The sequence below is a fragment of the Paenibacillus algorifonticola genome, from assembly GCF_000971975.1.
GTDB lineage: Bacteria > Bacillota > Bacilli > Paenibacillales > Paenibacillaceae > Pristimantibacillus > Pristimantibacillus algorifonticola.
Map to the genome: position 1 here is coordinate 18,946 of NZ_LAQO01000002.1, position 18,244 is coordinate 37,189.

Sequence of the window (18,244 nt, forward strand, 5' to 3'; positions counted from 1 at the left end):
CGTATTTTAGGATTTGCTGGCGAATAGGGGTAAAAACATGTACAATAAAAACCGATACATCATTATAGAGCTTTTTTAGACCAGCAGAGCCAAGCGATTTGGTTCAAGGAGGAAATTATGAGTATCGATCCGCGCATTATGAAGCAAATGATCAAGACGCAGCTTGCTCCTAATCTTGACTTTAAGACAGTAGCGAATCCGCTAGGCACGAATAAAGACAAAAGTGTGACTTCGTTGTTCGACATGCTGCTGTCCCAATATATGCATGAAGCTTCGAACGGCTCAAGTGAAGGCACCGACGTATCCGTTCAAGCGTCCGAGGCGCTGGCGCAGCTTGCCAGCTTGAATAACGCTTATCAGGCTGAGGGCGAGTCGTTTGCAGCTGGCTCGACTGACTACGATGCGATGATTGCACAGGCAGCAGCCAAATATGGCGTAGATCCCGCTTTGATCCGCGGTGTCATTCGCACAGAGTCCGGTTTCCAGCCAGATGTCGTATCCGGCGCAGGCGCCAAAGGGCTCATGCAGCTGATGGACGCGACGGCACGAGGCCTCGGCGTGACAGATTCCTTGAATCCGCAGCAAAATATCGATGGCGGAACCCGTTATTTATCCTTTTTGCTTCGCAAGTACAATGGCAACGAGCAAGTAGCATTAGCCGCGTACAATGCCGGCCCGGGTCGTATCGACCGTCTAGGTATTACGACAGACAGCGAGCTGCTGGCAAATTTGGACAAGCTTCCTGAGGAAACGCAGCGCTATATTGTGAAAGTACAAGCAGCACGCTACTAAGCTGTTAAAGCATTTCTTTTAGATCACGAATGGCAACCCGCTTGCCGTCGCTGATCTTTTTATTTTTTCTAGTAGGAAAGGAACGTTTGTATTATGTTATATTTTGATCATTGCGCATCGACACCGCCTTACGAGGAGGTTATTGATACGCTGGGTGAGGTGATGAAGGCGCATTATGCGAATCCATCATCGATTCACCATGCCGGCGCAGACGCAGATAAGCTCATCTCCCGCTCGCGTTCGCTGCTTGGCGAGCTGTTCGGCGTGAAGGCTGAGGAGTGGCTGTTCACTTCTGGTGGCACGGAGAGCAATAATCTCGCGATTAAAGGAGCGGCAAAGCAGTACCAGAGCCGTGGCAAGCATCTTATTACGACCCAAATAGAGCATGCCTCCGTCTACGATACGTTCAAGCAGCTGGAGCAGGAAGGCTACGAGGTCACTTATTTGCCCGTTGACCGGGCGGGTCAGGTTGAGATTGAAGCGCTGCGGATGGCGCTGCGGGAAGACACGATTCTCGTCAGCATTATGCATGTTAATAATGAAGTAGGCAGCGTTCAGCCGATTGCAGACATTGGCAAGCTGCTGCAAGAGTATCCGCGCACGCTGCTGCATGTGGACGCGGTGCAAAGCATCGGCAAGCTGCCGATTGATTTGCAAGGCTGGGGTATTGATCTGCTCAGCGGCTCTGCGCATAAGCTGCGCGGGCCCAAGGGGATCGGCTATTTATACGTCCGGGAGGGCGTAAGCCTGACGCCGCTGCTTTCCGGCGGCTCGCAGGAGCATGGCATGCGCGCAGGGACGCAAAATGTGCCCGGCATTGTGGCATCGGCCAAGGCGCTGCGCATGGCGATGCAGTCGGCACAGGAGCGGCGCGAGCGGATGTACCGTCTGCGCCAGCAATTGACGGATTTCGTTGAGGCCGCGCCGGAGCTGATTTTGAATGGCGGGGCGCCGGAGAGCATGGCGCCGCATATTGTCCATTTTTCCTATCCGGGCATGAAGCCGGAGGTTATCGTTCATATGCTGGAGCAGCATGGCATTATCGCTTCTACGAAGTCGGCCTGCTCCTCGCGTGACAATAAGCCGAGCCGGGTGCTGCTTGCGATGGGACTCGGGCAGGAACGGGCAGCCAGCGGCGTCAGAATTAGTCTTGGCGACGAGCATACGGAGCAGCATATTTTGCAGCTGTGCGAAATGCTGCGCCTGACGATAAGCAAGCTTAAGCCGCTTGAAAGGAGCGCAAGGTAAAGTGATGTATGATAAAATTATCATTCGCTACGGCGACCTGGCTATGAAGGGACGCAACCGCGGGATGTTCGAGAAGCGGATGCTCCAGCAGCTTCAGCTGCGATTGAAGGATTTTGCCGCGCTGACGTATTCGAGAATGTTCGGGCGGCTTTATATTAATTTGAACGGGGAAAACTATGCGCTTATCGCGGAACGGGTCAAAGATATATTTGGCATTTCGACCTTTAGCCCGGTCGTAAGCGTTCAGCCGGAGCTGGAGGAAATCCGCGCAGCTGCGCTTGCGCTCATGAAGGCGATGGAGCAGGAGCCTGCCACTTTTAAAGTAAGCGCAAAACGCGCATGGAAGAAGTTTCCGCATACGTCGCAGGAAATGAATCATTTGGTGGGGGCCCATGTGCTGCGGGCGATGGAAAATTTGAAGGTTGATGTGCGGGGGCCTGAGGTGGAGCTGAAGGTCGATATTCAGGAGGAAGCAGCTTACATTTTCAATGAAGTTGTGAATGGACCTGGCGGCTTTCCATTCGGTACGAACGGCAAGGCAATGCTGCTGCTGTCTGGTGGCATTGACAGTCCGGTTGCAGGCTGGATGGCGATGCGCAAAGGGCTGGAGCTTGAAGCGGTTCATTTTCACAGCTATCCGTTTACAAGCGAGAAGGCGAAGGAGAAGGTTATTGAGCTGGCGAAGCGGCTTTCTTATTACAGCGGCGCCCCGCTCAAGCTGCATCTGGTGCCTTTTACGGAAGTTCAGACGACGCTTGCCCAGTCGGGACAGGACCCGCTTATTATTACGCTGATGCGCCGCGCGATGCTGCGAATTACGGAGCGTCTTGCCGAGATCAATCACGCTCATGGCATTGTGACAGGCGAAAGCCTTGGCCAGGTAGCGAGCCAGACGCTCGTCAGCATGGACGTCATTGGACGGGCGACCGTGCTGCCGCTGTTAAAACCGCTTGTGATGATGGATAAGCAGGAAATTATTAATGAAGCGGAGCGTTTGGGCACGTTTGCGACATCGATTTTGCCTTATGAGGATTGCTGTACATTGTTTTTGCCAAAATCCCCGAGCATTAAGCCGAATTTGCGGTTTGTAGAAAAGGTAGAAGGTTATCTGAATCAGCAAAAAAATCTGGAGCAGCTGCTGGATGAAGCCGTTAAGCAGACGGAAGTGCTGCTGCTTACACCGGAAGACCCCGAGCCGGAGGCAAGTGCCGGCGAAGACCGCTGGTTCTAAAAAGTAACGTTTAGCAGCTTGTCACAAGCCGCTCTTGAGGATAGGCCGTCTCACCATGATAAGGGTGGGCGGTCTTTATTTTGTAAGAAGCAGGAGACCAGAGTGGCCCGTTTTAGGCTTTCCGTCATATTCGCCCCAGCTTGGACATACAGGTGGTAGTATAGGGGGCGAGTACTATGGACAGCTTTTTCATATTTATGCAGATCATTCTGATTAATCTTCTGCTAAGCGGCGATAATGCTATTGTAATTGCAATGGCGAGCAAGCATCTGCCAGAGCATCAGCGCAGGCGGGCGATCTGGTGGGGAACAACGGCTGCTGTTGTCCTGCGCTGCGTGCTTACCCTGGCGGCGATTTCCTTGCTGCAGACGCCGTTCTTGCAGGCCATTGGCGCCGTGCTGCTGTTTTATATTGCTGTAAAATTGCTGGCCGATGCGGGTGAGTCCAGTGAAGCGGGCGGAGCATCGCATAAGGTGAAGCGGGCGACTTCGCTGCCTGCTGCGATATGGACGATTGTGACGGCTGATTTTGTAATGAGCCTCGACAATGTGCTGGCGATCGCAGCTGTGGCGAAAGGGCAGACGATGATGCTGCTGCTCGGCATTGCACTGAGCATACCGATGATTATTTGGGGCAGCCAAATGCTAACGAAGCTGCTGCAGAAGTTTCCTTCACTTATTTATATTGGGGCGGGTTTGCTCGGTTTTGCGGCAGGAGGCATGCTTGTCCATGACCCGGGCGTGCATCGCCTGCTGTTCAGCAGCTCTGCAACCGCCATCGAAGCGATTCCACTGCTCAGCATCCCGTTCGTCATTATTATCGGCATTCTGATGCGCCGCTCGGCGCTGACTTAAGCATCCATCCCTGTCGATAAGCGGCAATGAAGCGAGTTAGAATCAAGCAGCGAGCGGCCATTATAAGCGGTTTGCTAATTTTTTTTTCATGTTGCACTTGTTGCACTGGTATTTTTACTTCACTTCCTTTAAACTAGTAAAGATAAAAACTGTCGTCTTTCGTCAGGATATGCGTAAGGCGTTGTAAGGAGCGGAAGCGCGGATGCCTAACAACAAATATTCCGCTGGAATTATTGTGCTGCTGGCTGGTATCGTAATATTGCTTGGCAAACTGGGTGTGTTCAGCTTTTTGGGATCCAATTTTTGGCCGCTTCTCGTTCTTATTCCGGGAATTCTGCTGCATGTGCTGTATTTCGGCAGGTTGTTTCCGGCAGTTGTGCTTATTCCGGGAGGCATGCTGATCGTTTATTCGATTTTGTTCATGCTTTGTATCATGTTCGGATGGGATACGCTCAAATATGTTTGGCCGCTGTTTATAACGGGTGTAGCGGTTGGGCTGTACGAGTACCACTTGTTCGGCGCATCCCGCGAACGCGTTTTTTTTAACGCCTCCGCCATTCTCGCTGTTACATCGGCTGTACTGCTGATTTTGGCGCTCGTTTGGAGCTGGGGGATATATGCGATTGCTATTATCCTGATTGCGGCCGGAGCATGGATGATGATGGGGAAACGATCCCGCTGGTAGACGGCAAGCAATCGGTTAGGATTATACAAAATTAGACAAATGGAGTGGATTATTAGTTATGCAAGCAAGAGAGAACATTCGGAACATCGCGATTATCGCGCACGTTGACCACGGCAAAACAACGTTGGTTGACAAACTGCTTCAGCAATCAGGAACTTTCCGTGAAAACGAAGCGGTTCAGGAGCGTGCGATGGATTCCAACGATCTAGAGCGTGAGCGCGGAATTACCATTTTGGCGAAAAACACTGCGATTACGTACAAAGATTATTTGATCAACATCGTTGATACACCAGGACATGCTGACTTTGGCGGCGAAGTTGAACGTATTATGAAAATGGTTGACGGCGTATTGCTCGTCGTTGATGCTTTCGAAGGCTGCATGCCGCAAACGAAATTCGTATTGCGCAAAGCATTGGAATCGAACCTGAAGCCAATCGTAGTATTGAACAAAATTGACCGTCCTAATGCTCGTCCATCAGAAGTTGTGGATGAGGTGCTTGACCTGTTCATCGAGCTAGGTGCAAGTGATGAGCAACTGGAGTTTAATGTCGTTTATGCTTCCGCATTGATGGGTACTTCGAGTCTTGACCCTGACAAACAAGATGAGAACATGGAAGCGATGTATGAAACGATCATCAACCATATTCCTTCGCCAACAGAGAACGTAGAGGAGCCACTGCAATATTTGGTGACGCTGCTTGACTATAATGAATATTTGGGTCGTATTGCGGTTGGCCGTGTAAACCGTGGTATCGTTCGTCAAGGACAAACCGTTGCCGTTATGACGCGTGATGGCGGCAAGAAACAGGCTAGAATCGAGAAGCTGTTCGGCTTCCAAGGTTTGAAACGAATTGAAATTGAAGAAGCAGGCGCTGGCGATATTGTAGCGATTGCAGGTATTAAAGATATTAACATCGGTGAAACGATTGCTGATCCAGCGAATCCGGAAGCTTTGCCGGTTCTGAAAATTGACGAGCCTACGCTGCAAATGACGTTCCTTGTCAACAACAGTCCTTTCGCGGGTCGTGAAGGTAAATGGGTTACATCGCGTAAGCTTCGCGAGCGTCTGTTCAAAGAGCTTGAGACAGATGTCGCTTTGCGCGTAGATGAAACAGAAAGCCCGGATGCATTTATCGTATCGGGACGCGGCGAGCTTCACTTGACGATTCTGATCGAGAATATGCGTCGTGAAGGCTTTGAGCTGCAAGTATCGAAACCGGAAGTAATCGTTAAGGAAATTGATGGCGTGAAGCAAGAGCCTTACGAGGGTCTGATCATTGACGTGCCGGAAGAAAGCATGGGCGCTGTTATGGAGAGCCTTGGCTCCCGTAAAGCTGAAATGGTCAACATGGTGAACAATGGCACAGGCCAAGTTCGCTTGGAGTTCATCATCCCAGCTCGTGGCTTGATCGGCTACCGTACTTCTTTCCTTACGCTTACACGCGGCTACGGCATTATGAACCATGCGTTTGACAGCTACGGTCCGCTTGCTGGTTCCGGTGTTGGTGGACGTCACCAAGGCGTGCTTGTTGCTACGGAGAATGGCATAACGACTTTCTACGGCATGATGGGCGTAGAGGATCGTGGTATTCAGTTCTTGGAGCCAGGTACTGAAATTTACGAAGGCATGATCGTTGGCGAGCACACGCGTGACAACGATATCGTCGTTAACATTTGTAAAGAAAAGCAATTGACGAATATTCGCTCCGCTGGTAAAGACGATACGGTTAAGCTCAAAACTCCTCGTCTGTTCTCCCTGGAGAGCGCGCTTGAGTATTTGAACGATGACGAATATTGTGAAATTACGCCGAAGTCGATTCGCCTTCGTAAAAAAATCTTGAACAAAAGCGAGCGCGAGCGTGCAGAAAAACAACGTAAAACATCACAAGCGGGCGTTTAAGGCGCTAGCCGCCTGATTGGAGGTTTAACGGCATGCAGCAATGGTTTAGCGAACATTGGGTCGTTTCTTATTTGCTCATATTAGGATTCACGATCTATATTTTCAATACCGTGTTTCGGGCGAATAATGCGAAGCTGCCAATTCTAAAGGAAGTACTGGTTTACATTTTGATCGTATTCGGTTCTTTCGTACTTTGGATTTTGCAGGTGGATTCGCTGCCGATTATTCAATGTATGGGAATTGCTGTATTAATGATGCTTATGCTTCGCGGTCGCCAGCTGTATGACAAGCTGCAAAGTAAACGGGCAGGCAAGCACGCTGTAAAGGAATCAGACTCCGGAAGTAACGGCATATGAGACGTTAGCGTGTTCTTAAGATCGGATCTGCCTTCTACAGCAGCGATATCCGCGAGAATTCGTGGGTATCGCTGCTTCTTTGCGTAATGAGGACAGATGCGAAATACAAAGGATTTGAAGGTGGTTGCTATGACCGAAGGCTCCAAAGGATTACCCCCTAGAACGGCTGCAAGCAGGCCGGGTGGTGCGAAGAAAACAGCTCCAAAGCCTAAGAAGAAAAAGAAAAAAGGCAGCGTTTGGATTAAAATTATGTTCGCTGTGCTTTCCGTTCTTATTTTAATTATGCTATATGTCGGATATCTTGCTTACGTGGCTACAAATGCAGTTGATACGATTGGAACAGCGAACAATATTGTAGTGCCGGAAGAGGAGTCCGTTAAGAAAAAGTCTACAGGCATGGTGCTGCTCGGTATTGACTCGCGTGAAAAAGGCGGCGGTTTAAACACCGACGTTATGCTGGTCGCTATTTTTAATCCGAATACAAAAACAGCATCCGTCGTCTCGATTCCACGGGATTCGGTGCTGCAAGTAGACGGCTATCGCGAGCGGAAGGCGAATGCGAATTACAGCACTTTTTTCAACAATGCCCGTTCGGAAAAGAACATGGACAAAGAAGCGGCAGAGGCAGATGCGAAAAAGGAAATTCGCGAAATGCTGTCCAAGTATTTTGGAGTTGAGTTGAAGTATACCGGTATTATTAACTTTAAAGGTTTTACGGATGTTGTTGATGCGCTCGATGGCGTTGAGGTGAATGTCGAGATGGACATGCGTTACCGGGATACGGCCGATGGCACGAACATTAATTTGAGCAAGGGCCAGCAGGTGCTTGATGGGAAAAATGCCCTCGATTATGTACGCTATCGCAAATCGAATCAGGGAACAGCCGAATCAAGCGACTTCGACCGCAATCGTCGGGAAATGGAAGTTATCGGCGCGATTTTTGATAAAATGAAATCGTTCGGCGGCGTTACGAAATATGATAAGGTCATCGGAGCAGTAGGTAATAATTTGACGCTCGATATGCCTCCGTCAGAAATTAAAAATATGCTCAGCACATATTTGGGCATGGGCAGCTCCGATATTACGTTCCAAGCGTTAAACGGAACGTGGAAGAGCCCATATGTATATGTTGATTCAACATCGCTTGAAGAGGCGCGCGCGGCACTTCAGGCAAAAATGGCTGAATAACCATAGACGCTGGATTCATTAATGGCTATAATAGGAACTAAGGATACCGAATGCAATTCCTGTTAGAAGGAGGTCATGCTGATGACCGTATTCTTAGCCGCCAATTTCGAGCAACTTATCGAAGCTGATTGCATGCCTCGTTTTAAACGTGGTTCTGCTGGTGTGGCTATGACGGCAGCAGCTTGTCCAAACATCGTTTCGGTTATCTGTACTTCTCGTGAACAAGTATGTACTTCTATAAGAAAGCCTGACGATCACTCGATCGTCAGGCTTTCTGTGCGTTTGCGCTAGCGGTTAATGATTGTCCACATTCGTTGCATGTTTTTGGATATGCCGTTGTTGCGTCTGCATCTGAGTTTGAGTCTGTTCAGGCTGGTGTGACGTCACATTGCGTGGGATTTGCGGTACGATACGGCTAATAATATCGGCCATCTCTTCGGCAAAGCCTGTTACCGGCTTTCCGCGCTGAATATCGGCCCCCATTTCCTTCAGCCGCTGTGAGATGTCCATATCGGCTGTCACGACAGCGTTCATCCCGTAGGGATCTTTATGGAAAGCTTCGGCTACGGAATATTTAATCGTTCCGACACGGGAGCGATCCAGCTTGCTGTCGATATCAATGCCGACAACGGCTGTTTTTCCGAGTACAACGCAATGAGCATTGTTTACGCCGTGAACGCCTTTAGCAAGATTTTCAAGATGATCAGCGACTTCCTTATTCGTTTTTAATGGTTTAACGGAATTTTCCGCAAGCTGCTGCGCCCGAACGGCGCCATTCGCTTTATTTAGCTGTGGAGAGGGTGATGCCATTTCGTTTCGCTTGACGGTGCTGCAACCAGCCGCAATAACAGCGATTGCGATCAAAGCCAATAACCATTTGTACACGTGAGCCACCTCGTCTTTCTTGTTGCAGATCGTTAGTCTAAACCTAGTGTGCCCGCAGTATAGTTTGGCTATGTATATGCCTTTCAATTGAATGTCCAACGCCGGGAGGGTTTTTTCATGAAAAAAATATTCGTGCTCGATACAAATGTGCTGCTTCATGATCCGCAAGCGATCTTCGCCTTTGGCGATAATGAAGTAATCATTCCCGCGGTGGTATTGGAAGAGATTGACTCTAAGAAAAGATTGGCAGACGAGCTTGGCCGCAACGCCCGCTCTATCTCGCGCACGCTCGATAAAATGCGTGAGCAAGGACGGCTTCACGAAGGTATTCCGCTGCCTGGCGGCGGCGTTCTCAAGGTAGAATTAAATCACCGCAGCTTTGTGCGGGTGCAGGAAATGTTCGGCGAGATGTCTAATGACAACCGAATACTGGCAGTTGCGCTGAACTATCATTTGGAGCAATTGGATCGCCAGGAAATAAGCTCTGTCGTGCTGGTGAGCAAGGACGTGCTCGTCCGCATTAAAGCGGATGTGCTCGGACTGATGGCAGAAGATTACATGTCTGACCGCATTGTAGCCCCTTCTGACGTTTACGCCGGGTATGTGACGTTGTTTGTTCATCCTTCGATTATTGATGAGTTTTATTCGTACCGGTTTTTGACGGTGAAAAATTTGCAGCTTGGCAGCAGGCTGAATCCGAATGAATTCGTTATTTTACGGGATGAAATGGGCACCTCCAAGTCCGCGCTGCTCAAAGTGTCGCAGGATGGGGTTAAGCTGGAGCCGCTGTTCCTCAGCAATGATCCAGTGTGGGGCATTACGGCCCGAAATGCGCAGCAGCGCATGGCGCTGGAATTGCTGCTTAACGACGAAATTCCGCTCGTCACCTTAACGGGTAAAGCTGGCACAGGCAAAACGTTGCTTGCTCTAGCTTCGGGCCTGCTCAAGGTGGAAGACGAGCATAAATACAAAAAACTGTTAATTGCCCGCCCAGTCGTTCCAATGGGTAAAGATATCGGCTATTTGCCAGGTGAGAAGGAAGAGAAGCTGCGTCCTTGGATGCAGCCGATTTACGACAATTTGGAATATTTATTCGATACGAAAAAATCCGGAGATATTGAAAAAATATTGATGGGACTTGGCAGTATTCAGGTAGAAGCGCTGACCTACATTCGCGGGCGTTCCATTCCTGGCCAATTCATTATCATTGATGAGGCGCAGAACTTGACCAAGCATGAGGTGAAGACGATTGTATCTCGCGTCGGCGAAGGCAGTAAAATCGTCCTCATGGGCGACCCAGAGCAAATCGACCATCCGTATTTGGATGCGACAAGCAACGGCTTAACGCATATTGTGGAGCATTTCAAAAACGAGGGCATCAGCGGCCACATGACGCTGGAGAAGGGCGAACGCTCCAAGCTGGCCCAGTTGGCAGCAGATTTGCTCTAAGCTGTGCTTCTTGTTCTCAGGTCTCTGAGCTGTGGTATGTTCTAATTTCTTTTATGGAGCGGAGCAACTAAGCCGAAAATTAAATCGTAGGTTTGTGTAAGCGGACTGCGCCGATTATAGCGCAGTCCTTTTCTCTGCGCTTTCCCATTTGGTGAAAATGGCAAAGCGGAATGAAAGGTTTGAGCTGTAGAAGCGGAGCGTTCGCCTAAAGCTTTCCGTAGGAAAGCAGCTTCGTAAGCATCAGCCTTTGCCCTGAAAATAATACCGCTGAGCGGATTTATTCCATTATTTCCAGGGCAACAGCGATCGAAAGCCAAACCTTTCATGCAGCGCCGCTCCTTTTTCACCAATTCTCCGTTCTCTACTATTTTGGACAATACTTGCATTAATTGCTATGATATAAAATGTGCCCAGATGAAGGTAGAGGGGAAGGGTTGCAGTGTCGATTAGGAAATACGCTACAATGACAGCGGTTTTGGCCTTATTCATTATTATTTTTCTTCTATTAAACTTTAGCGATAGGACCCTTAACCGGGCTGAAAATTTAAATAGAGATACGAATGCCGAGCCGGCAGGCGGAGAAGAGCAGGCAGATCAATCGAAGACACTAAATGTAACCGTTTCCATGGATGCGGATGAATTTTCAATGCTGAAGGAAGCTACGAATAGCTATCAAATGAAGCATGCCAATACAATGGTCAAGCTGACAAATATTGCGGATGAAGGCGATGGCTATGTACAGTGGAAAAAAGCGCTGGAGCTTGGAGCAGCGCCGGATATTATGCTCATGGACAGCGAATGGGTACGCGAGTTTGCTGTACGCGGCTGGCTGAATCCCGTCGATGCGTCTAGCACCTCGGATACGATGTCAGAGCGGCCTGCCAGGCTGCTTGACCCGCTCAAGTGGAACAGTTATTTGTGGGGCATTCCAGTTGATGCAAACCCTTATGTGACGGTGTGGAACAAGGCTTTGCTCGCTGATGCGGGCTTATCGAAGCCTCCAGCGGATTGGAATGCTTTTAGCAATCTGCTTCATAAGCTGGAAAGTGGCGGCAAAGATTGGAAGGCGCTATACCTAGAGCCCCATGATGTCGCATCCTTGCTTGTCTGGTTGGATGAGTGGACAGCAGAGGGAGAAGAAGCTGGAGCGGCATACTTGCATTTTGACAGCAAGGCTGTGCAGGAACAGCTAAAACGTCTGGAGTCGATATCCGGGCGAATTACGTCGTCAGCTCTGGCAGACTATAGCTTGTCCACAGGCACACAAATGGAGGAGCAGCATATCGCCGCTGCGAGTATTCCTTGGTCCATTTACAGCAAGCTTGCTGCGAAGGAGCAAAGCAAGCTGCTGCTTGATAAAGGTGCGATGCATGATGTGTGGCTCGGAAGCAGGAGCTATGTCGTGGCGGGAACGAGTAAAATAAAGGAAGAAGCGTTTACGTGGATTAAAGAAATGGTGGAAATTGGCGGTCGGCAGCAAAGCTATGCCACAACAGGGAAGCTGCCGGCCAAAAATTCCTTGTATACAGGGCCCGATAATCTCCAGGAGAGCGGGACCGCGCAAGCCGGCAGTCCGCCACAGTGGTGGCTCAAGGTGCTGAATGGCGAGCCTGCCGCTCAGCCGCCGGACCCAAGCTGGCACGAGCGCTGGATGCATACGCAGCAGCTTTGGCAGCAATATGCAGAAGGAGAAATAACGATGAAAGCATTCGTACAAGCTATAGGGACATCCCTATAGCTTGACTTGTAAGGTGACGATAAGCTCACCGTCTTTAATTTCTACATCAGTTGCTTGAAGGAAGGAAACAATGAAGGAGGGATAGAAGCCAAGGTCGAACTGCTTCTCCAGCTCCTGCTTAGTCGTGTCAGGCAACGATAGACCATTGAACAGCAGCTCGTCTACATGAAAAATAATGCCATTGCGCGGCTCTTGCTCAACCGTATAATGGCCGGTCACGCTTAATTCCAGTGCATCCCGCTTGCCATGTGCGGTCAAAGAGCCATCTTCAAAGGAGAAGGAAAATTGCTGAAAGCGTTCATCTTGTTCCCGCAGAAACGTATTCAAGGCATCTTCGGGAATGCGAATCGTGTAGGTTAGGCCACTCGTTTCCATATACTGCTTATTATTTTGCAGCCACTCAGGCAGCTTCTGCATCGCTTTGGATAAGGCGCTGAAATGTTGTTTGACTTCATAAAGGCCAATCGACTCCCAGTACTTGGTCAATTCCTCCATCATAAGCCGCAGCTTGTCGGCATCCGAGCGTCCGGCAAGTCCGCCTTCAATCTGCTCCTGCAGCGTAAGCACTCTGGCACGCTGCTCTTTAAGCCGCTGCTCAATTGAGGCAAGCTCTTGCTGCTTCTTGCCAAGCTGCTCAATCCCTTTCGTGAGCTGGGCATATTCCTCCTTGTACAGCTTCATCACATCGCGATCATGCGCGAAAATCAAATCCGCATATTCCATGACCATCAAAAAATCCGATAATGATCGTGAGGATAGCAAAGCAGTCAGCCAAATATCCCGATCCCCCATATAATAAGCGCGCAGTACTTTACCAGCTTGCTCGCGCTTGTGAGCGATTTGTTGCTCCTGTTCTTCGAGCGCTTGCTTGGCGTCCGCTGTTTCTTTGGTCAAGTCTGCCTGCTGTACCTGAACGCGCTTGATTTCATTATCGATTTCGACGACTGACAGGCTTTTTTCCAGCAGCAGCCGAGTTTCCTCGCTATTAGAGGACGCGGGCTCGGCGAATGCAGGCATCACGCACCAGAGGGACAGCATGCCAGCCATCAGCGCGATTAGCGCGAACCGTGTAGGAAAGCTTTGAAATGCCACTCTCGGCCTCCTCTCTTCTTGGCAGCGTAAGGTTACATCCGTACCCTACAGCCACCATTATATGCGGCGAATTATTCTATTATATCTTACATTTGGAAAAGCATGAACAGGACTATAGGGCAATTATCGCGGCATTTCTGTGTATACGCACCGTTCAGCACATCAAAAAACGGCGGACCCATGAGGATCACGCCGTTCTTCCCAATATTCAAGCGGACATTAAAAAGGATTGCCCATTTTGAACACGGTCCAATATGTAAAGCCTCCAAATGCGATAATCATGTAGCCCCAGAACATAACGATGTACGTTTTTTCTGTAAAGTTCAAGTAACCTAAAAATACGAAAGCTACTGCTTGGGCGAAAAACAATAATGCAAATTCTGTCATATGTCCAGCAAACGCCATAAGGCCAATGACAAGGGTCCAGAAACCCAAAACCCGATACATACGTGCCATATCTGTATATCCCCCTTTCGCTTCAGACACGATTTTCTACAGATTATTATAACGTTTGTACAAATAGGTGTAAACCTGCTATTTCAAAATATAAGCATTTATAAGTTTACACCTATAAATACGCTTATATTTCTCGGAGTGAAACGCGCCGCCAGAGGACGGCGACAGCCGTTTCACCTTGGCTGAGGACAACATTTTTTGCGTAGAAAGTCTGTTTTCTTCATAAGTTTGTACCAGAATCAGGCCGAATATGTATGAGGGCTTGAAAAAATGGTTATACAATTTAGTATCCAATAGATTCTATGAACTCTACCAAGGGCATAGAGATAAGGTAAGCGTCTTTACGTTAGGAGGTTTTGGTTGCATGACAGCAGTCAGACAAGATGCGTGGAGTCCAGACGATGATTTAATTCTCGCCGAAGTGACCCTGCGCCATATTAGAGAAGGCAGTACCCAGCTTGGAGCTTTCGAAGAGGTAGGGGAGCGGATTGGCCGTACGTCCGCAGCATGCGGATTCCGCTGGAACAGCTGTGTTCGCAAGCGCTATGAAGAAGCTATACAGATTGCCAAGCAGCAGCGGCAGAAACGCAATTATTTGAAAAAACAAGCGATAGTGGCAACCCCGCAAGTATCTTCGCTGTCCGCTTATGAGGCGACAGAGGAGAGAGGTTTCAAGGCGGAATCGCAAGCAACAGAAGAGCTGCTTTCCATTGATTCGGTTATTCGTTTCTTGCGTCAAATCAAGACAACGTACCACGATGTAGGACGCCAGCTCAAGTCGTTCGAGAAAGAGCTGAGAGAGAAGGAAGAGGAGCTTGGACGTTTGCGGGGCGAAAATGAAAGATTGTCTCGTGAGGTGAACAACGCTCAAAGCGATTACCACACCGTTAATGATGATTACAAAACGCTGATTCAAATTATGGACCGCGCCAGACGGCTTGCCGTGCTGACGAATGATGAGGAAGCGAAGCCGCGCTTCAAGATGGATGCCAATGGCAACCTGGAACGAATTGAATAGAATCGATAACAGCCCGCCGGATGCTTCGGCGGGCTGTTGGCGTCTTTATAGGATATGCGTATAATGAAAGAAAGCGCAGGAAGCAGGAGGTAGAGGGAATGCATATCGCCATAGTAGGCGGAGGGGCTCTGGGGCTGCTTCATGCAGCGAAGCTGGCCTCTACAGAAGCAGAGGTTACGGTATGGACGCGCACGGAGCGTCAGTCCGTTCTACTGGCGGATGAAGGCATTCGCTTGCTGGAGCTTGACGAAGCGGGCGCAGCTGGGGAAGCGTCACGGCAGCCTGCAAAGATAGCAAGGGTGAGCAGCAGAAGCTTAAGTGCAGCAGCAAATGAAGCAGAGGCTGGCTGCGAGGGGCAGCAGCAGGCGCCAGATTGGATACTCGTCACCGTCAAGCAGGCCGATTTGACAAGGGAGCTGCTTCGCGCTCTAAGGAAGCTCGCGGCGGCGCATACGGCTTTTCTTTTTTTGCAAAATGGCATCGGACATTTGGAGCTGGCTGCGCAGGAGCTTCCGGAGCTCCCTTTATTTATTGGAGTTACGACCGAAGGGGCGCTGCGCCAAGATGGAAGGACGGTCCGGCATACGGGCAGGGGACAGCTATGGCTCGGCCGAGCCTCTGGAAAAGGACAAGCAGCAGGCAAAAAGGATGAAAATCAACAAATTATGTTGCAAAATACCTTGCAATTGGCAGGATTTACGGTGTTGCTGTCGAAGACAATGAACAATCGAGTTTATGAGAAGCTCCTCATTAATGCTATCATTAATCCGCTTACAGCTATATTTGATGTGACGAACGGCGAGCTGCCTCAGCATTCGGCAAGGCTGCGGCTCATGCGCGCTTTATATGAGGAAACGAATGAGATTTTACGCGTGGCAGGCGGCGCGGAGCTTGGAGAGGGCGCTTGGGAGAGAGTGCTCGCTGTCTGCGCGGCTACTTCAGCCAATGTGTCATCGATGCTTAGCGATGTGCGGGCAGGCCGTCCAACTGAAGTGCAGTGGATTAATGGCGGCGTTTCCAGCCTTGCTAGACGTGTGGGCATGAAATCGCCGCTGAACGACGCCATGAGCGAAATGGTACGGCATTTGCAGGATGATCGGCGATAGGGAGGCGATACGGATGGGGATAATATGGGAGAGTATCAAGCATTTTTATGCCTATATGGCGGTTATTCCGGTAATACCTTTTCTCCTGATTTATTTTGGCTACGGAGCTATTATACAAGACCGCAAAAAAGCATTTCGTCTGGCGATGGATGTGACGACTGCGCTGCTGATCGGCTGCGTGGCTGTATTGCTTGATTCCTTGTTCCATAATTCTTTTGGCTTGTATGGCATTTTATTGTTTATGCTGATTGGCGGTGGCTTGCTGGGCAACGCCCAGTTCCGCAAACGCGGCAGCGTCAATGTGAAAAGAATATTTCGCGCCGTATGGCGGCTTGGATTTTTCACGATGAGCATGCTCTATTTGCTGCTCATGTTTATTGCCATTGGGCAATCTATATTTTCGATATAATGGCGGGATGCGAGCAGGCTGCGGGCTGCTTCAAAACGGGCCTTTTTACAAAGGGCCTGTTTTTCTTTTTGACGTGCGCCCTATATCTTGTGTACAATCAATTTGTCTGTTACAGGCAGAATCATAAGCATTTAAGCTTAAATATATGGTCTTAATTAGGAGGTAGGGGTGGCATATGTCTACCGAAACTTATTCATTACCAAGCACCCAGCCGCTCACGGACGCCTATGTTAACCTAACGGACTCAAGGCTTGAGTCCTTGTTTGGCTATCATCCGGGTCGCAAGGGCGATTGGGAGCTGCGTGCCAAGCGGCTTGCTGAATCAGCGGGTGCAAGGGTCGATGCGGCATCAGTCGCTGCTGTGCTGCGTGATTACAATAGCAAATGGAATGCTGCGCCCGAGGCGCTTGCTGCCATTGATGCGATTGCGGAAGGAGCGCCAGTTATCGTTGGCGGCCAGCAGGCTGGACTATGGTCTGGACCTCTTCTCGTTATACATAAAGCCGTATCGATAATCGGTGCAGCCCGCCATGCTGAGCAGCTGCTTGGCAGAAAGGTCGCTGCCGTATTTTGGATTGCTGGAGAGGATCATGACTGGGACGAAGCAAACCATGCCTATGTGCTGACCGCTGACCAAGGGCTGCGCAAGCTGGCGGCTGCCCGTCCGGAAGGTGCAAGAACATCGGTTAGCCGGACGGCTATCGATTCGGGTACGTGGGCCGAGCTGCTGGCCGAGCTGGAGCAGGCGCTGCCCAATTCCGATTTTAAGCCGGAAATTCTTCAGCAGCTGGGGCAAATTACGGAGCAAGCACAATCGTTATCGGAAATGTTTGCAGGTGTAATCAGCTGCTTGCTGGGCAAGCAAGGCCTAGTTATTATGGATGCCGATGATCCGCAGCTGCGCAAGCTTGAAGCGCCTATGTTCGAGAAGCTGATCACGCATAACGACGAACTGGAGCAGGCGTATACGGCTGCAGCCAACCAGGTGAAGGAGCATGGCTATCCGCTGCAGGTTGATGTTACGCTTGGAAGCGCCAATCTGTTTGTTTTCCAGACAGATAAAGGCCAGGAGCGGACGCTGCTTTATAAGCAAGGAGGAAGCTTCCAGAGCCGCAAGGGCGATTTTTCGCTAACCGAGGAGCAATTGCTGGACATTGCACGGCAGCAGCCGGAGCAGCTCAGCAACAATGTGCTGACACGTCCGCTGATGCAGGATTATTTGTTCCCGGTGCTAGGAACGGTGCTGGGCGCAGCGGAAATTGCTTACTGGGCGATTACCGGAGAAGCTTTCCGCAAGCTGGATATGGAAATGCCGATTGTATTGCCGCGCATATCCTTTACGCTTATTGAAGGTACAGTGGCCAAGCATATGGGCAAATACGAGCTGACGCTTGAGGATGTGGCGGTGCGCTTCGAGGAGCGCAAGCAGCAGTGGCTAGCGGAGCAGGACCAGCTGGCCATTGATGAGAAGTTTGCCGCAGCGAAGCAGGCGTTTGAGGATTTGTACGCGCCGCTGCTTGACCTAGCTGCTTCGGTACAGCCGGGGCTTGCCAAGCTTGGCGATACGAACCGTCAGAAGATCATCGAGCAAATCACGTTTCTTGAGACACGCACGAAGGATGCCCATGAGAAGCAGTACGAAGCGGCTATTCGCCAGCTGGACCGCATTGCCTTGTCCTTGTGGCCAAGCGGCAAACCGCAGGAGCGGGTGCTGAATATGACCGCTTATTGGAACCGTTACGGAACCTCGTGGCTCGACAAACTGCTGGAAGCCCCCTTTTCACCGCTGGGCGGTCATCAAATCATTTATTTATAAACTTTAAATTTTAAATTTGGA

19 protein-coding genes are annotated in these 18,244 nt (G+C 50.0%); 15 read left to right on the forward strand and 4 right to left on the reverse strand.

Annotated elements, in window-relative coordinates:
* Positions 1 to 117: 117 nt before the first annotated feature.
* The 9 genes from WH37_RS09695 (at position 118) to WH37_RS09735 (ending at position 8,545) form a co-directional block, all read left to right on the forward strand.
* Positions 118 to 792: a lytic transglycosylase domain-containing protein gene (locus WH37_RS09695; RefSeq protein WP_046230386.1), complete on the forward strand. Its 675-nt coding sequence runs from the start codon at positions 118 to 120 to the stop codon at positions 790 to 792.
* 93 nt (positions 793 to 885) lie between these two features.
* Positions 886 to 2,040, forward strand: a complete 1,155-nt coding sequence (locus WH37_RS09700) for a cysteine desulfurase family protein (RefSeq protein WP_046230387.1) — start codon at positions 886 to 888, stop codon at positions 2,038 to 2,040.
* Between the two features lies 1 nt (position 2,041).
* The gene (thiI, locus tag WH37_RS09705) at positions 2,042 to 3,271 is read left to right on the forward strand and encodes a tRNA uracil 4-sulfurtransferase ThiI (RefSeq protein ID WP_046230388.1); all 1,230 of its coding nucleotides are present in this window, start codon (positions 2,042 to 2,044) and stop codon (positions 3,269 to 3,271) included.
* Positions 3,272 to 3,447: 176 nt separating this feature from the next.
* Complete coding sequence (locus tag WH37_RS09710) at positions 3,448 to 4,125, forward strand: TerC family protein (protein WP_046230389.1); 678 nt, start codon at positions 3,448 to 3,450, stop codon at positions 4,123 to 4,125.
* A gap of 202 nt (positions 4,126 to 4,327) precedes the next feature.
* Positions 4,328 to 4,810 (forward strand): hypothetical protein, encoded by a 483-nt coding sequence (locus tag WH37_RS09715; protein ID WP_046230390.1) that lies wholly within the window; start codon positions 4,328 to 4,330, stop codon positions 4,808 to 4,810.
* Between the two features lie 58 nt (positions 4,811 to 4,868).
* On the forward strand, positions 4,869 to 6,710 hold the full coding sequence (gene typA, locus WH37_RS09720; protein WP_046230391.1) for a translational GTPase TypA: 1,842 nt from the start codon (positions 4,869 to 4,871) through the stop codon (positions 6,708 to 6,710).
* A 32-nt stretch (positions 6,711 to 6,742) separates the two neighbouring features.
* Positions 6,743 to 7,066, forward strand: coding sequence for a YlaH-like family protein (locus WH37_RS09725; protein WP_046230392.1), 324 nt, complete (start codon positions 6,743 to 6,745; stop codon positions 7,064 to 7,066).
* A gap of 96 nt (positions 7,067 to 7,162) precedes the next feature.
* Positions 7,163 to 8,254, forward strand: coding sequence for an LCP family protein (locus WH37_RS09730; protein ID WP_231594178.1), 1,092 nt, complete (start codon positions 7,163 to 7,165; stop codon positions 8,252 to 8,254).
* Between the two features lie 81 nt (positions 8,255 to 8,335).
* Positions 8,336 to 8,545: a hypothetical protein gene (locus WH37_RS09735; RefSeq protein WP_046230394.1), complete on the forward strand. Its 210-nt coding sequence runs from the start codon at positions 8,336 to 8,338 to the stop codon at positions 8,543 to 8,545.
* 3 nt (positions 8,546 to 8,548) lie between these two features.
* On the opposite strand, the gene WH37_RS09740 is transcribed toward WH37_RS09735, so the two are convergent.
* Positions 8,549 to 9,139, reverse strand: a complete 591-nt coding sequence (locus WH37_RS09740; protein WP_046230395.1) for a YhcN/YlaJ family sporulation lipoprotein — start codon at positions 9,137 to 9,139, stop codon at positions 8,549 to 8,551.
* 117 nt (positions 9,140 to 9,256) lie between these two features.
* On the opposite strand from WH37_RS09740, the gene WH37_RS09745 reads away from it, so the two are divergent.
* Positions 9,257 to 10,588, forward strand: coding sequence for a PhoH family protein (locus WH37_RS09745; RefSeq protein ID WP_046230396.1), 1,332 nt, complete (start codon positions 9,257 to 9,259; stop codon positions 10,586 to 10,588).
* A 41-nt stretch (positions 10,589 to 10,629) separates the two neighbouring features.
* On the opposite strand, the gene WH37_RS09750 is transcribed toward WH37_RS09745, so the two are convergent.
* The gene (locus tag WH37_RS09750; protein WP_046230397.1) at positions 10,630 to 10,914 is read right to left on the reverse strand and encodes a hypothetical protein; all 285 of its coding nucleotides are present in this window, start codon (positions 10,912 to 10,914) and stop codon (positions 10,630 to 10,632) included.
* Positions 10,915 to 11,051: 137 nt separating this feature from the next.
* Between WH37_RS09750 and WH37_RS09755 the strand changes: the two genes are divergently transcribed.
* Complete coding sequence (locus WH37_RS09755; RefSeq protein WP_046230398.1) at positions 11,052 to 12,326, forward strand: extracellular solute-binding protein; 1,275 nt, start codon at positions 11,052 to 11,054, stop codon at positions 12,324 to 12,326.
* On the opposite strand, the gene WH37_RS09760 is transcribed toward WH37_RS09755, so the two are convergent.
* Positions 12,321 to 13,418, reverse strand: a complete 1,098-nt coding sequence (locus WH37_RS09760; protein WP_052736910.1) for a hypothetical protein — start codon at positions 13,416 to 13,418, stop codon at positions 12,321 to 12,323. The two genes, WH37_RS09755 and WH37_RS09760, sit on opposite strands and share 6 nt — an antisense overlap.
* Positions 13,419 to 13,637: 219 nt before the next feature.
* The gene (locus WH37_RS09765; RefSeq protein WP_046230399.1) at positions 13,638 to 13,874 is read right to left on the reverse strand and encodes a DUF2626 domain-containing protein; all 237 of its coding nucleotides are present in this window, start codon (positions 13,872 to 13,874) and stop codon (positions 13,638 to 13,640) included.
* 364 nt (positions 13,875 to 14,238) lie between these two features.
* On the opposite strand from WH37_RS09765, the gene WH37_RS09770 reads away from it, so the two are divergent.
* The 4 genes from WH37_RS09770 (at position 14,239) to bshC (ending at position 18,223) form a co-directional block, all read left to right on the forward strand.
* Complete coding sequence (locus tag WH37_RS09770; protein ID WP_046230400.1) at positions 14,239 to 14,892, forward strand: RsfA family transcriptional regulator; 654 nt, start codon at positions 14,239 to 14,241, stop codon at positions 14,890 to 14,892.
* A 98-nt stretch (positions 14,893 to 14,990) separates the two neighbouring features.
* Positions 14,991 to 15,998, forward strand: coding sequence for a ketopantoate reductase family protein (locus tag WH37_RS09775; RefSeq protein ID WP_046230401.1), 1,008 nt, complete (start codon positions 14,991 to 14,993; stop codon positions 15,996 to 15,998).
* 13 nt (positions 15,999 to 16,011) lie between these two features.
* Positions 16,012 to 16,407, forward strand: coding sequence for a DUF3397 domain-containing protein (locus WH37_RS09780; RefSeq protein WP_046230402.1), 396 nt, complete (start codon positions 16,012 to 16,014; stop codon positions 16,405 to 16,407).
* A gap of 175 nt (positions 16,408 to 16,582) precedes the next feature.
* Positions 16,583 to 18,223 carry a bacillithiol biosynthesis cysteine-adding enzyme BshC gene (gene bshC / locus WH37_RS09785; RefSeq protein WP_046230403.1) on the forward strand — a complete coding sequence of 547 codons (1,641 nt, stop codon included), beginning with the start codon at positions 16,583 to 16,585 and terminating at the stop codon, positions 18,221 to 18,223.
* Positions 18,224 to 18,244 lie beyond the last annotated feature (21 nt).

Excerpts from the sequence above, each read along its gene's own strand:
- WH37_RS09775 (WP_046230401.1), top strand. The coding sequence starts at position 14,991 with ATGCATATCGCCATAGTAGGCGGAGGGGCTCTGGGGCTGCTTCATGCA.
- WH37_RS09715 (WP_046230390.1), top strand. The coding sequence starts at position 4,328 with ATGCCTAACAACAAATATTCCGCTGGAATTATTGTGCTGCTGGCTGGT.
- WH37_RS09750 (WP_046230397.1), bottom strand. The coding sequence starts at position 10,914 with ATGAAAGGTTTGGCTTTCGATCGCTGTTGCCCTGGAAATAATGGAATA.
- WH37_RS09780 (WP_046230402.1), top strand. The coding sequence starts at position 16,012 with ATGGGGATAATATGGGAGAGTATCAAGCATTTTTATGCCTATATGGCG.
- typA (WP_046230391.1), top strand. The coding sequence starts at position 4,869 with ATGCAAGCAAGAGAGAACATTCGGAACATCGCGATTATCGCGCACGTT.
- WH37_RS09735 (WP_046230394.1), top strand. The coding sequence starts at position 8,336 with ATGACCGTATTCTTAGCCGCCAATTTCGAGCAACTTATCGAAGCTGAT.
- WH37_RS09730 (WP_231594178.1), top strand. The coding sequence starts at position 7,163 with ATGCGAAATACAAAGGATTTGAAGGTGGTTGCTATGACCGAAGGCTCC.
- WH37_RS09745 (WP_046230396.1), top strand. The coding sequence starts at position 9,257 with ATGAAAAAAATATTCGTGCTCGATACAAATGTGCTGCTTCATGATCCG.
- WH37_RS09770 (WP_046230400.1), top strand. The coding sequence starts at position 14,239 with ATGACAGCAGTCAGACAAGATGCGTGGAGTCCAGACGATGATTTAATT.
- WH37_RS09755 (WP_046230398.1), top strand. The coding sequence starts at position 11,052 with ATGACAGCGGTTTTGGCCTTATTCATTATTATTTTTCTTCTATTAAAC.
- WH37_RS09700 (WP_046230387.1), top strand. The coding sequence starts at position 886 with ATGTTATATTTTGATCATTGCGCATCGACACCGCCTTACGAGGAGGTT.
- WH37_RS09725 (WP_046230392.1), top strand. The coding sequence starts at position 6,743 with ATGCAGCAATGGTTTAGCGAACATTGGGTCGTTTCTTATTTGCTCATA.
- WH37_RS09765 (WP_046230399.1), bottom strand. The coding sequence starts at position 13,874 with ATGGCACGTATGTATCGGGTTTTGGGTTTCTGGACCCTTGTCATTGGC.
- WH37_RS09695 (WP_046230386.1), top strand. The coding sequence starts at position 118 with ATGAGTATCGATCCGCGCATTATGAAGCAAATGATCAAGACGCAGCTT.
- bshC (WP_046230403.1), top strand. The coding sequence starts at position 16,583 with ATGTCTACCGAAACTTATTCATTACCAAGCACCCAGCCGCTCACGGAC.
- WH37_RS09710 (WP_046230389.1), top strand. The coding sequence starts at position 3,448 with ATGGACAGCTTTTTCATATTTATGCAGATCATTCTGATTAATCTTCTG.